The 13,177-nt window shown below is 65.4% G+C and carries 8 protein-coding genes; 3 read left to right on the top strand and 5 right to left on the bottom strand.

The annotated features are described in order from the left end of the window. Positions 1–8: 8 nt before the first annotated feature. From BLW02_RS12275 to scpA, 3 genes are read right to left on the bottom strand one after another with little or no spacing between them, the layout of a single operon-like run. On the bottom strand, positions 9–1,541 hold the full coding sequence (locus tag BLW02_RS12275) for an acyl-CoA carboxylase subunit beta (RefSeq protein WP_092698992.1): 1,533 nt from the start codon (positions 1,539–1,541) through the stop codon (positions 9–11). A gap of 35 nt (positions 1,542–1,576) precedes the next feature. Next, positions 1,577–2,605: a methylmalonyl Co-A mutase-associated GTPase MeaB gene (gene meaB, locus BLW02_RS12270; RefSeq protein WP_092698990.1), complete on the bottom strand. Its 1,029-nt coding sequence runs from the start codon at positions 2,603–2,605 to the stop codon at positions 1,577–1,579. Continuing rightward, a complete protein-coding gene (gene scpA / locus BLW02_RS12265) occupies positions 2,602–4,770 on the bottom strand; it encodes a methylmalonyl-CoA mutase (RefSeq protein ID WP_092698988.1) in 2,169 nt (722 codons plus the stop codon). Before scpA ends, meaB begins: the two co-directional genes overlap by 4 nt. A gap of 120 nt (positions 4,771–4,890) precedes the next feature. On the opposite strand from scpA, the gene BLW02_RS12260 reads away from it, so the two are divergent. After that, complete coding sequence (locus tag BLW02_RS12260) at positions 4,891–5,526, top strand: GntR family transcriptional regulator (protein ID WP_092698986.1); 636 nt, start codon at positions 4,891–4,893, stop codon at positions 5,524–5,526. Positions 5,527–5,559: 33 nt separating this feature from the next. Here the strand turns inward: BLW02_RS12260 and BLW02_RS12255 are convergent, their stop codons facing one another. Next, a complete protein-coding gene (locus tag BLW02_RS12255) occupies positions 5,560–6,894 on the bottom strand; it encodes a ferredoxin reductase family protein (RefSeq protein ID WP_092698984.1) in 1,335 nt (444 codons plus the stop codon). A gap of 246 nt (positions 6,895–7,140) precedes the next feature. On the opposite strand from BLW02_RS12255, the gene BLW02_RS12250 reads away from it, so the two are divergent. Then, positions 7,141–9,000 (top strand): AMP-dependent synthetase/ligase, encoded by a 1,860-nt coding sequence (locus BLW02_RS12250; RefSeq protein WP_092698982.1) that lies wholly within the window; start codon positions 7,141–7,143, stop codon positions 8,998–9,000. Positions 9,001–9,183: 183 nt separating this feature from the next. Continuing rightward, on the top strand, positions 9,184–10,173 hold the full coding sequence (dusA, locus tag BLW02_RS12245) for a tRNA dihydrouridine(20/20a) synthase DusA (RefSeq protein WP_092698980.1): 990 nt from the start codon (positions 9,184–9,186) through the stop codon (positions 10,171–10,173). A gap of 23 nt (positions 10,174–10,196) precedes the next feature. Here the strand turns inward: dusA and BLW02_RS12240 are convergent, their stop codons facing one another. After that, positions 10,197–12,962, bottom strand: a complete 2,766-nt coding sequence (locus BLW02_RS12240; RefSeq protein WP_092698978.1) for a bifunctional diguanylate cyclase/phosphodiesterase — start codon at positions 12,960–12,962, stop codon at positions 10,197–10,199. Positions 12,963–13,177 lie beyond the last annotated feature (215 nt).

Here is a 13,177-nt window from a genome sequence, read left to right as displayed (position 1 = left end):
GCAACCCCTTACAGCGGGATGTTCCCGTGCTTGCGCCATGGGTTGTCGAGCTTCTTGTCGCGCAGCATCACCAGCGACCGGCAGATGCGCTTGCGCGTCTCGTGCGGCAGGATCACGTCGTCGATGAAGCCGCGCGCGCCAGCGACAAACGGGTTGGCAAAGCGCTCCTTGTACTCGGCCTCACGGGCGGCGAGCTTGACCGGGTCATTCTTGTCCTCACGGAAGATGATCTCCACCGCGCCCTTGGCGCCCATCACCGCAATCTCGGCGTTGGGCCAGGCGAAGTTGACGTCGCCACGCAGGTGCTTGGAGCTCATCACGTCGTACGCGCCGCCGTAGGCCTTGCGGGTGATGACGGTGATCTTGGGCACGGTGCATTCGGCGTATGCGTAGAGCAGCTTGGCGCCGTGCTTGATGATGCCGCCGTACTCCTGGCTGGTGCCGGGCATGAAGCCGGGCACGTCCACAAACGTGACCACGGGAATGTTGAACGCATCGCAGAAACGCACGAAGCGCGCGGCCTTGATGCTGCTCTTGATGTCCAGGCAGCCGGCCAGCACCAGCGGCTGGTTGGCCACGATGCCCACGGTCTGGCCTTCCATGCGGGCAAAGCCGATGATGATGTTCTTGGCGTATTCAGGCTGCAGCTCAAAGAAGTCGCCGTCGTCCACCGTCTTGACGATCAGCTCCTTCATGTCGTAGGGCTTGTTGGCGTTGTCGGGCACCAGGGTGTCCAGGCTCAGGTCCATGCGGTCGGCCGGATCGTTGCTGGGGCGCACCGGAGCTTTTTCGCGGTTGTTGAGCGGCAGGTAGTTGTACAGGCGGCGCAGCATCATCAGCGCCTCCACGTCGTTCTCGAACGCCATGTCGGCCACACCGCTCTTGGTGGTGTGTGTCACGGCGCCGCCCAGCTCTTCCGCCGTCACTTCTTCGTGCGTCACGGTCTTCACGACTTCGGGGCCGGTCACGAACATGTAGCTCGAATCCTTGACCATGAAGATGAAGTCCGTCATGGCGGGCGAGTACACGGCGCCACCGGCGCTGGGGCCCATGATCATGCTGATTTGCGGAATCACGCCGCTGGCCAGCACGTTCTTCTGGAACACGTCGGCATAGCCGCCGAGGGACGCGACGCCTTCCTGGATGCGCGCACCGCCCGAGTCGTTGAGGCCAATGACCGGCGCACCGACCTTCATGGCCTGGTCCATCACCTTGCAGATCTTCTCGGCATGGGTTTCAGACAGCGCACCGCCAAACACCGTGAAGTCCTGGCTGAACACGAACACCAGGCGGCCGTTGATCATGCCGTAGCCTGTCACCACACCGTCGCCGGGGATCTTGTTGTCCTCCATACCGAAGTCGGTGCAGCGGTGCTCGACGAACATGTCCCATTCCTCGAACGTGCCGTCGTCCAGCAGCAGCTCGATGCGCTCGCGCGCGGTGAGCTTGCCCTTGGCGTGCTGCGCATCAATGCGCTTTTGCCCGCCGCCCAGGCGTGCCAGCGCACGCTTTTTCTCCAGTTGATCCAGGATGTCTTGCATGGTCGTCCTTTGGTGAATGGGTTGGTGTTTACTATTTATTTGATAGCTGCCAGCGCATGATTTGATTGCGCTTGGAGCAGATTTCTTGCTGCAGTGGATGCTGCGATGCGCCCGGCGGCCACATCGGCCTGCATCTGGGGCAACAGCTCTTTGACCTGGGGGTGCTGGCGAAACGCGAGCTTGAGGCCCGCGTCGATGCGCTCCCACATCCAGGCCAGCGCCTGCTTTTCGCGCCGCGCGGCCAGGCGGCCGTTGGCGGTTTGCAGCTGGCGGAACTGCGTGACAGCGGCCCAGAAGGCGTCCACGCCCTGCCCCAGCAGCGCGCTGATCTGCACGACCCTGGGGTGCCACAGGGTTTCGTTGTGGTGGGCGTTTTCGGGGTTGCCGTGCTGGCCCAAGAGGCGCAGCGAAGACGTGATCTGCGCCTCGGCGCGCGTGGCGGCGTTCTTGTCGATGTCGGCCTTGTTGATGACCACCAGGTCGGCGATCTCCATCACGCCCTTCTTGATGGCCTGCAGGTCGTCGCCCGCGTTGGGCAGCTGCAGCAGCACGAACATGTCGGTCATGCCGTTCACCGCGATCTCGCTCTGGCCCACGCCCACGGTTTCGACAATCACCACGTCGTAGCCGGCCGCCTCGCAGACCAGCATGGCCTCGCGCGTTTTCTCGGCCACGCCGCCCAGCGTGCCGCTGCTGGGGCTGGGGCGGATGTAGGCGCGCTCGTCCATCGACAGGTGCTCCATGCGCGTCTTGTCGCCCAGGATGGAGCCGCCCGAGACGGTGCTGGACGGGTCGATGGTAAGCACCGCCACGCGATGGCCTTGCCCAATCAGGTACAGGCCCAGCGCTTCGATGAAGGTGGATTTGCCCACGCCGGGCACACCGCTGATGCCGAGGCGAAACGCCTTGCCGGTGTGGGGCAGCAGCTGCGTGAGCAGCGCGTCGCCCTGCGCGCGGTGGTCTGGCCGCGTGGATTCGAGCAGGGTGATGGCCTTAGACATGGCGCGGCGCTGCACCGCAGCCGTGCCATGCACCACTCCATCGAGAAGCGCCGCAGGGGTCACGCCACCGCCTTGCGAATCTGCTCCAACACATCCTTGGCGCTGGCCGGAATCGGCGTGCCAGGACCGTAGATGCCCTTCACACCCGCTTCGTACAGGTGCTCATAGTCCTGCGCAGGGATCACCCCGCCCACAAACACGATGATGTCGTCGGCGCCCTGGTCTTTGAGGGACTGGATGATGGCGGGCACCAGCGTCTTGTGCCCCGCAGCCAGCGTGCTCACGCCCACGGCGTGCACGTCGTTTTCAATCGCCTGGCGGGCGCATTCCTCGGGGGTCTGGAAGAGCGGCCCCATGTCCACGTCAAACCCCAGGTCGGCAAACGCAGTGGCCACCACCTTGGCGCCCCGGTCGTGGCCGTCCTGACCCAGCTTGGCGATCATCACGCGGGGGCGGCGGCCCTGCTCTTCGGCAAAGGCGTTGATTTCGGTCTTGAGTTTGTCCCAGCCCTCGGCCGAGTCATAGGCTGCTGCGTACACACCAGTCACCTTTTGCGTATCGGCGCGGTGGCGCCCAAAAACCTTCTCCAGCGCGTCGGACACCTCACCCACGGTGGCGCGCAGGCGCACGGCGTTGATGGACAACTCCAGCAGGTTGCCTTCGCCGCTTTCGGCGGCGGCAGTCAGTGCATCCAGCGCGGCCTGCACCTTGGCGGCGTCGCGGGTGGCGCGGATCTTTTGCAGGCGGGCAATCTGGCCGTCGCGCACCTTCATGTTGTCGATCTGCAGGATGTCGACCGGGTCTTCCTTGGCCAGCTTGTATTTGTTCACGCCGACGATCACGTCGCGGCCAGAGTCGATGCGCGCCTGCTTCTCGGCGGCGGCGGCCTCGATCTTGAGCTTGGCCCAGCCGCTGTCCACGGCCTGCGTCATGCCGCCCATGGCCTCGACTTCCTCGATGATCTTCCAGGCGGCGTCCATCATGTCCTGGGTCAGCTTTTCCATCATGTAGCTGCCGGCCCAGGGGTCGATCACGTTGGTGATGTGGGTTTCTTCCTGGATGATGAGCTGCGTATTGCGCGCGATGCGGGCCGAGAACTCGGTGGGCAGTGCAATGGCTTCATCGAGCGCGTTGGTGTGCAGGCTCTGCGTGCCGCCAAACACCGCCGCCATGGCCTCGATGGTGGTGCGCACCACGTTGTTGTAGGGGTCCTGCTCGGTGAGCGACCAGCCCGAGGTCTGGCAGTGCGTGCGCAGCATCAGGCTCTTGGGGTTCTTGGCGCCGGTTTCCTTCATGATGCGGCACCACAGCAGGCGCGCCGCGCGCATCTTGGCCACTTCGAGGTAGAAGTTCATGCCGATGGCCCAGAAGAAACTCAGGCGCCCGGCGAACTCGTCCACGTCCAGGCCCGAGGCGATGGCGGTCTTGACGTATTCCTTGCCGTCGGCCAGCGTGAAAGCGAGTTCGAGCGCCTGGTTGGCCCCGGCTTCCTGCATGTGGTAGCCCGAGATCGAGATCGAGTTGAACTTGGGCATGTTCCTGGCCGTGTAGCCAATGATGTCGCCGATGATGCGCATCGAGGGCTTGGGCGGGTAGATGTAGGTGTTGCGCACCATGAACTCTTTCAGAATGTCGTTCTGAATCGTTCCGCTCAGTTTGTCTTGCGAGACACCCTGCTCTTCCGCCGCCACCACGTAGCCCGCCAGCACGGGCAGCACGGCGCCGTTCATGGTCATGGAGACGCTCACCTTGTCCAGCGGGATCTGGTCGAACAGGATCTTCATGTCCTCGACCGAATCAATCGCCACGCCGGCCTTGCCCACGTCGCCGGTCACGCGCGGGTGATCACTGTCATAACCCCGGTGGGTGGCTAGGTCAAACGCGACCGACACGCCCTGGCCGCCAGCGGCCAGGGCCTTGCGGTAGAAGGCATTGGATTCTTCAGCGGTGGAAAAGCCCGCGTACTGGCGGATCGTCCAGGGGCGCACGGCATACATGGTGGCCTGCGGGCCGCGCAGATAGGGCTCAAAGCCGGGCAAGGTGTTGGCATACGGCAGGCCGGCCGTGTCTTCGGCGGTGTACAGCGGCTTGACGGTGATGCCATCGGGCGTGACCCAGTTCAGGGCATTCACATCGCCACCGGGGGCCGACTTTGCGGCGGCCTTGGCCCAGGCCTGCAGCGAAGCAGCGGCGAACTCGGACGCGTTGTTGTGGGGTTTGTCACTCATGGCGAAGGCTTCTCCGAAGATGGCGTTGGACGGTCTCAGGGCATGCCCCGATGTGGCGGCGAGTTTACATCATTCATAATTATTCATTCAAAATATTCTTGTCCGCTTACAATCCACCCCATGTCTGCCCTCACCCTCACGCCCCGCGCACTGTATGTTGAAGTGGCGGAGCAATTGCGCCAGCGCATCTTCCGCCGCGAGCTGGAGCCCGGCAGCTGGATCGACGAGCTCAAGATTGCCGAGGAATTTGGCATCAGCCGCACGCCGCTGCGCGAAGCGCTGAAGGTGCTGGCCGCCGAAGGCCTGGTCACGATGAAGGTGCGCCGTGGCGCCTATGTGACGGAGATGAGCGAAAAAGACCTGCGCGACGTGTACCACCTGCTCAGCCTGCTGGAGAGCGACGCGGCCGGCGTGGTGGCCACCACCGCCACCCCGGCACAACTGCAGGAGTTGCAGGATCTGCATGCCGAGCTAGAGGCCGCCGCCGGTGAGCGCGAGCGATTTTTTGCCGTGAACGAGCGCTTCCACATGCTGCTGCTGGAGCTGGCCGACAACCGCTGGCGCAGCCAGATGGTGGCCGACCTGCGCAAGGTGATGAAGCTCAACCGCCACAACTCGCTGCTCAAGCAGGGGCGCATCGAGGATTCGCTGAACGAGCACCGCGCCATCCTGGCCGCCATGGTGGCGCGCGATGCGCAGAAAACCATCCAGGCCATGCAGGCGCACTTTGCCCAGGGGCTGGAAGCCGCAGCCTGAGCATGGCCATCGCCGCGCCTGCAGAGGCGGGGGTCACCGCATCTGAAACAGCTCCTGGTGGAAGCGGGATTCGGGCAGACCCATGGCGATCAGGTCTTTTTTCAGCGACCGGCCGAAAGGCGCAGGGCCGCAAAACCAGACATCGGCATCGCGCCATTCGGGCACCAGCCCGGTCAGGCGCGCCGCGTTGAGCAGGCCGTCCCTCTCGCTCCACAGCACATGCAGGCGCACCCCGGCGGCCTCGGCATCGCGGGTCATCAGGCCGATGGCGTGATCGTCGTACACCGCCGTGGGGTGGAACAGGTCGATGCTTTTGCCATCGGGTTGTGCCGCCAGCGCCTTCATGCGGGCAATGAAGGGCGTGATGCCAATGCCGGCGCCCACCCAGATCTGCCGCTTGTGCGCGCCCTGAAAATTGAACTGGCCGTAAGGCCCTTCGATCTTGACCACGTCGCCGATGTGGAGCCGTTCGCTCAGCGTGCGGGTGTAGTCGCCCAGCGCCTTGATGATGAAGGTGATGTGCCCGTCGCCCGTCCAAGCCGATGAGATGGTGTAAGGGTGCGGCCCCTCGTCGTCGTGCAGGGTGACGAAGGCGAACTGGCCAGACTCGTGCCCCGCCCAGCGGCCTTTGCACAGAATGTCCACCGCCACCACGTTCAGCGATTCATGGCGCCGGATGGCGGCCACCTCGCCCACCACCTGCCGGCCCACCGCCACGCGCCGAAATAGTACCATCAGGGCCGCCACCGTGCCCGCGGCCATCAGCACCGCCATCACCGGGCCGAGCACGCCGCCCCAGTAGTCAAACTTGAGCAAGACCACCGAGTGCCACACCAGCGCCAGATAAGCCACGGCCAGCAGGCGGTGCGTCTTGAAGAAATACCGGCACGGAAACCGCTTGACCAGCGCCAACACCATCAGCAGCGCGGCCGCATAGAAGGCCCACTCGCCCATGCTCTCGGCCAGGCCGCGCTGGCTCAGAAAGAACTGCTGGATGGGCGCATCCAGCAGTTCGGGGCGCGGGCCGCGTCGGGGGCGCTGCAGCCAGCCCCAGCCCACGGCCCACTTGGTGCCCTGGGCCAGCAGCCAGTGGGCCACCGAAATCACCAGGCCCGAGATACCCAGCCACTTGTGCAGGCGGTACATCTTGTCCAGGCCGCCCAGGTAGGGCTCGAACACCACCGGGCGCACGGCCAGCACCATGGCCACACTCATGACACCAATGCCCAGCACCCCGCTGTACTGCATCAGTATCGCCCGCCAGGCGAAGAAATTGGCAGGCGCCGACCAGGTCATCAGTTCGGCCAACAGCCATAGCCCCGTCAGGATGCAAAGAAAGGCCCCGAAAAAGCGTTGAATATTGCGCATTGACCCTCTCCGAAATATGTTTTCACTGTAGGCGCTCTGCGTGAAGCGGTGTTGATGCAGACGTATCTACCCCGTAAATGCACGCACTGGGCACAGCCGCGCACCGGCAAGCTCTGGCCCGTGGCGCGCTACCCGCACCACGGTGGCGCACCGCGAAGCAGCCTCTGCACCGCAGTCGGTATGATGATTCGGGTTTTCCCGCAGCCATGCGCCCCGGCGGCATGCCCGCGCACCAATCCACGCCTGATGACCTCTTCTTCGCCCGATCTCGCCAGCGTCGAAACGCTACCCCAGCTTCTTGCTTACCGCACTGCCCGCACCCCCGACGCCGAAGCCTACCGCGCGTTCGACCCCGCCACGCATGCCTGGACCCGCCTGACCTGGGGGCAAACCGCACAGCGTGTGGCGCAGTGGTCACGGGCCCTGGCGGCCCTGCAGCTACCCGCCGCCGCCCGCGTGGCCATCCTGCTGCCCAACGGCCTGAACGCCATGTGCGCCGACCAGTCCACGCTGGCCACGGGCTGCGTGCCGGTGCCCCTGCACGCCATCGACAACCCCGGCAGCATTGCCTACATCGTGGCCGACTGCGAGGCCTCGCTGCTCATCGTGGGCCAGGCGGTGCAGTGGGAGAAGATCCGGGACGTTGGCACCGCGTTTCCGGCGCTGCGCGCCGTGGTGGTGACCGACGAAGATGCCAAGTTCGCGCCGTCTGCCGCCACCACCGATGGCCCCGCCGTCGGCTCGCTGGCGCAATGGCTGGCCGGCGCGGCACAGGCCGCCGAGGCGCCAGCACCCACACCGCCCGGCCCCGATGACTTGGCCGCCCTGGTCTATACCTCGGGCACCACCGGCAAACCCAAGGGCGTGATGCTCACGCACCGCAACGTGGTCAGCGACGTGAAGGCGGTGCTGGAACGCATCGCCCCCACGGTGGACGACGTTTTTTTGTCATTCCTGCCGCTCTCGCACACCTTCGAGCGCACGGGCGGCTACTACCTGCCGTTGGCCGCGGGCAGCTGCGTGGCCTATGCGCGCTCGGTACCCCTGCTGGCCGAAGACCTGAAAACCGTGCGCCCCACGGTGCTGGTGTCGGTGCCGCGCATCTATGAACGCATCCACGCCAGACTGCTCGAAAAGCTGTCGCCCACGCCCTGGAAGATGCAGCTGTTTGAGGCCGCGCAGACCAAAGGCTGGGCACGGTTTTGTGCCGCCCAGGGCCTGCCCGCGCCGCAGCCGGACGCCGGCAGCCAAGCCGCCGGATGGATGGCCGCCCTGCCCTGGCCGCTGCTGCGCGCCCTGGTGGCCAAGCCCCTGCTGGCGCAGTTTGGCGGCCGGGTGCGCGTGGCCGTGAGTGGCGGCGCGCCGCTGTCGCCCACCATCGCCAAGTGCTTTCTGGGCCTGGGCCTGCCCCTGGTGCAAGGCTACGGCATGACCGAAACCGCACCCGTGGTGTCGGTCAATGCGCTCGACGACAACGACCCCGCCAGCGTGGGCCGCGCCCTGCCCGGCGTGGAGGTGCGCATTGGCGACAACAGCGAGCTGCAGGTGCGCGGCCCCATCGTCATGCAGGGCTACTGGAAACGCCCCGAAGACACCGCCAGGGTTTTGGGCCCCGATGGTTGGCTGGGCACAGGTGACCAGGCCGAGATCGTGGTGGGCCGCATCACCATCAAGGGCCGCATCAAGGAAATCATCGTCACCTCCACCGGCGAAAAAGTGCCTCCGGCCGACCTGGAGCTCGCCTTGCTGGCCGACCCGCTGCTGGAGCAGGCCTTTGTGGTGGGCGAGAACCGCCCCTTCATCGCCTGCGTGGCGGTGCTCAAGCAAGATGAATGGCAGCGCCTTGCGGCCGACCTGGGCCTGAACCCGCAAGACACCGGCAGCCTGAACCATGCCAGCGTGCACCGGGCCGTGCTGGCGCGCATGGAGAAAAACACCGCCAGCTTCCCCCGCTACGCCGTGCCGCGCGCGGTGCACCTGACGCTCACGCCCTGGACGATTGAAAACACCTTCCTGACGCCAACGCTCAAGCTCAAGCGCAACAACCTGATGCTGCATTTCGCCGAAGCCATCGAGGGCATGTACCAGAAATTCGGATCGCGCTGACAGCAGCTATCAAATTTGATAGCTACCAGTGCTCATGGATGAAGCGCTGGCGACCGTTCTGATACATAACCCTCATCGGGCACCCGCGCGGCACCGGTGGGATAATCACGGCTTTTCATCTGCAGCTTTGCCAGGGCACGGTGTCCTGCCAAGCGCCGCTGCAACCCCCCTTCCCCTGCTGTCTTGACTGTGGAACCCACACTGAGCCCCTGGCGCATGTCCGTCGCCCCGATGATGGACTGGACTGACCGCCACTGCCGCTATCTGCACCGGCTGCTGAGCCGGCACACGCTGCTGTACACCGAGATGGTGACCACGGGCGCGCTGGTGCATGGCGATGTGCAGCGCCATCTGCGCTTCAACGCTGAAGAGCACCCCGTGGCGCTGCAGTTGGGCGGCAGCGAGCCCGCCGATCTGGCGCATTGCGCGCGGCTGGGCGAGCAGTGGGGCTATGACGAGATCAACCTCAACTGCGGCTGCCCCAGCGAGCGCGTGCAGCGCGGTGCCTTTGGCGCCTGCCTGATGAATGAACCCCAGCTGGTGGCCGACTGCGTGAAGGCCATGGTGGACGTGGTGCAGGTGCCCGTCACGGTCAAGCACCGCATCGGCATCGACAAGGATGAGAGCTACGGCTTCGTGCGCGACTTCGTGGGCACCGTGGCTGCTGCGGGGTGCACGGTGTTCATCGTGCACGCGCGCAATGCCTGGCTCAAGGGCCTGTCGCCCAAGGAGAACCGCGAAGTGCCACCGCTGCGCTACGAGGTGGTGCGCCAGCTCAAGGCCGATTTTCCGCACCTGACCTTTGCCATCAACGGCGGCCTGAACACCGATGCAGCAGTGCAGGAGCAGCTGGCGGGGCTTGATGGCGTGATGGTGGGCCGCGAGGCTTATCACAACCCCTGGTGGCTGGCGCGCTGGGATGCGCTGTACTACGGCACCCAGCAAAGCACGCTCACCCGCGAGGACGTGGAGGCCGCCATGGTGGACTACATGGCGCGCGAGGCCGCTGCGCACGGCACGCCCTGGGCCAGCATCGCCCGGCACATGCTGGGCCTGCGCCATGGGTTGGCAGGCTCGCGCCGCTGGCGCCAGGTCTGGAGCGACCACCGCCTCAAGGGCCTGCCGCCGCACGAAGTGATGGCCCTGGCGCACGCCAGCCCGGTAGAGGCCTGATCCCGCGAACCTGGAACCTGTTCCTACACGCCGCCCAGCTGGCGCGCAAGCCATCCAGGCAGTGGCTCGGGACGGGAAAACAGGTAACCCTGCAGGCAGTCGCAATGGCTGCTGACCAGAAAGTCGGCCTGGGCGCGGGTTTCCACACCCTCGGCCACCACGCGCAGCTTGAGGTGCCTTGCCACCGAAATGATGGACTGCACGATGGCGGTGTCGCTCGGGTCGTCGGGTGTGTCCTGCACAAAGCTCTTGTCGATCTTCAGCTCGAACAGGGGCAGGCGCTTGAGGTAGGCCAGGCTGGAATAGCCGGTGCCAAAGTCGTCGATCGAGAAGCGCACGCCGAGCTGGCCCAGCTCGGTCATGCGGGCAATGGTGTCGTCGAGGTTTTCGATCAGCAGGCTTTCGGTGACTTCCAGGATAAGCTGGGCCGCCGAGGCCCCGGTCTGCGCGAGCAGGTCGCGCACGCGTTCAACGAAGTCGTCCTGGCGGAACTGGCGCTCGCTCACGTTGACCGATATTGAAAGATCCTGCCCCGCTGCGTGCAGGCGCGCCAGCGTCTCGCAGGCTTGCAGGATCATCCAGTCGCCCAGGCGCAGTATCAGCCCCGAGGATTCCGCCACCGGAATGAAGCGGCTGGGCGGCACATTGCCGCGCACCGGGTGGTTCCAGCGCATGAGCAGCTCGCCGCCGACCACCGCGCCAAACGCATCTACCTGCGACTGCACGAAGGCTGCCAGCTGGCCGTCGGTGCTGGCTTTTTTCAGGTCCTGCTCCAGCGCCAGGCGCTCCTGCACGTCGGCCTGCATGTCGGCTTCATAAAAGCGGATGCGGTTGCGCCCCAGGTCCTTGGCACGGTACATGGCGGTGTCGGCCTCGCGCAGCAGGTCTTCGACCTCCTCACCGCGCTTGGGAAAAAGGGTGATGCCAATGCTGCCCGTGCTGCTGTACAGGTGGGTGTCTATGGTGTAGGGCGCCTCCAGCGCCGTGCGCACGGCCTCGGCCGCCAGCAGGGCACTGCGCCCGGCGGATTCCATGTCGGTTGCCATGCCGTTGACGAGCATCACGAACTCGTCACCCCCTGTGCGCGCGACGGTGTCGCCAGGACGCAGCAACTGCGTGAGGCGTTGCGCCACCTGCTTGAGCAGCTCGTCCCCCAGCGAATGTCCGCGGGCGTCGTTGATCTGCTTGAAGTCATCCAGATCGATGAACAACAAGGCCCCCACCTGCCCCGACTTGCGTGCCGAGGCCAGAGCATGGTCCATGCGGTCCAGCAGCATGCGGCGGTTGGGAAGGCCGGTCAGTGCGTCAAAGTAAGCGAGCTGGTGCGTGCGGGCTTCGGCCAGCTTGCGTTGCGTGATATCGCGGGACAAGGCGATGAAACGTGGTTCCTGCCCCGGTGTAGTGCTTTCCTTGCGGGCGATGGACAGCTCGAACCAGTGGGTCTGTTGCCCCAGTTCGAGGTGGTACTGGTGGCCGGTCGAATAGCCCGTGTCGTGGGCCGCCTGCAGTGCCACCCGCCACCCTGCAGCGGCTTCGGGCGGCAGGATCTCCTCCATCTTCCGGCCCAGAAACATCTCGGGCGGTGCAAGCAATTGCGCCGAACGCGCCGCGCGGTAGTGGTGGATGTGCCCATCCAGCCCCACCTCGAACAACAGGTCGGGAACAGCGTTGAGGATGCTTTCCAGGTCGTCGCGGGTGCTGCGCAGCGCCTGTGTCATGCGGCGGGCCAGCCCCATGGCACGCTCGCGGCCCGTGGCCGTCACCCAGATCAGCCCGCCCGCCAGCAGGCTCAGGGCAGCGCCCATGGCGGCAAACAGGCCGTTGTCCGGGTCTTCGAAGCGTTGCTCGAAAGCCGGCAACGGCTGCATCACCAGCGTCCAGGTGCGCCCACCCAGCTCCATTGGGCGGCTAGCGCGCAGGCCCGGCAGCGCGCCTTCCGGGGCGGCAGGAAGGTTCGCGCGCCCGTGCAGCAGGCCGCCCCCGGCCTGCGGGTCGCCGTCGTAGATGGCAAGGTCGATGTCCGAGTCCAGCTGCTGCGCCATCCCCCGCAGCAGCTCGGACATGCGGAAAGGGGCCGACACCCAGCCCACGATGCCGCGCCGGCGGCCTTCGACCGAGGCCAGGTCGGCATTCCGCTGGTAGATGGGCAGGTACATGACCAGCCCGCTGACGGCATCGCGGCCCACATCCTGCCGTAGCTGGAGCCGGGAGGTCAGCGCCAGTTGTCCGGTATCGCGTGCACGGTCCAGCGCCTCGCGGGCGGCCGGCACGGTGGAGATATCAAACCCCAGCACCTTGAGGTTGTCGCTGGACTGGGGCTCGATGTGGGTGAGGGGCGTGTAGCGTGCGCGTGCGCCCGCCGGATGCACGGTGTAGGAAGAAGAGCCGCGCGCGCGGATGTGCGCCGTATGGACGCCCAACTGGTCGGCCGGCAGGTCCAGGGCATACGCCAGGCCCTGCAGACCGGGTCGGCTTTCCGACAGGCGCAGCGCCCCCACATAAGCCTGGAACTCGTCGCGATCGATGTCATTGGAGCCGTCGTAGTAGCCCTTGACACCACGCAACAGCAACTCGTAGGTGGCCATCCGGTCCTTGAGGCTGTCCACGATGCGGGCCACCGAGGCGGTGAACGCCTGCTGCCTTTTGGCCCCCGCCTCCCGCTCGGCGGCCTGCCAATACAGGAACGTGAGCCCCAGCAAAAAAATCGCCAGCACCGGGCCCAACAGTGCAAGCAGATGCCAGCGGCCTTCGGTGTCGGGCAGCTTGCCGGGCTGGTGGGGCTGGCTCATGGATCTAAAAAATGGGTGGTTGTAATGCACGACAGGCCGTCCGTTGATTCCCGTGGCGCGCACACGCCCGGACTGCTTGGCGCCATTATGGGCAAGCTGACAGTTCGCGATCCTAAGTATCACCCCTTTCAAGGTCTTCAGAGCAGACCGCGCTAAGCTGCTGATTACTATTGAAATCGGGAGCAAAAAATCTGGCAGGCTGTTGTTGAAAGATT

Origin of the sequence: Acidovorax soli (assembly GCF_900107605.1) — a bacterium.
Taxonomy (GTDB): Bacteria; Pseudomonadota; Gammaproteobacteria; order Burkholderiales; family Burkholderiaceae_C; genus Acidovorax; species Acidovorax soli.
The sequence above is the reverse complement of the archived record's forward strand: the minus strand, read 5'-3'. Positions and strand labels throughout refer to the sequence as shown.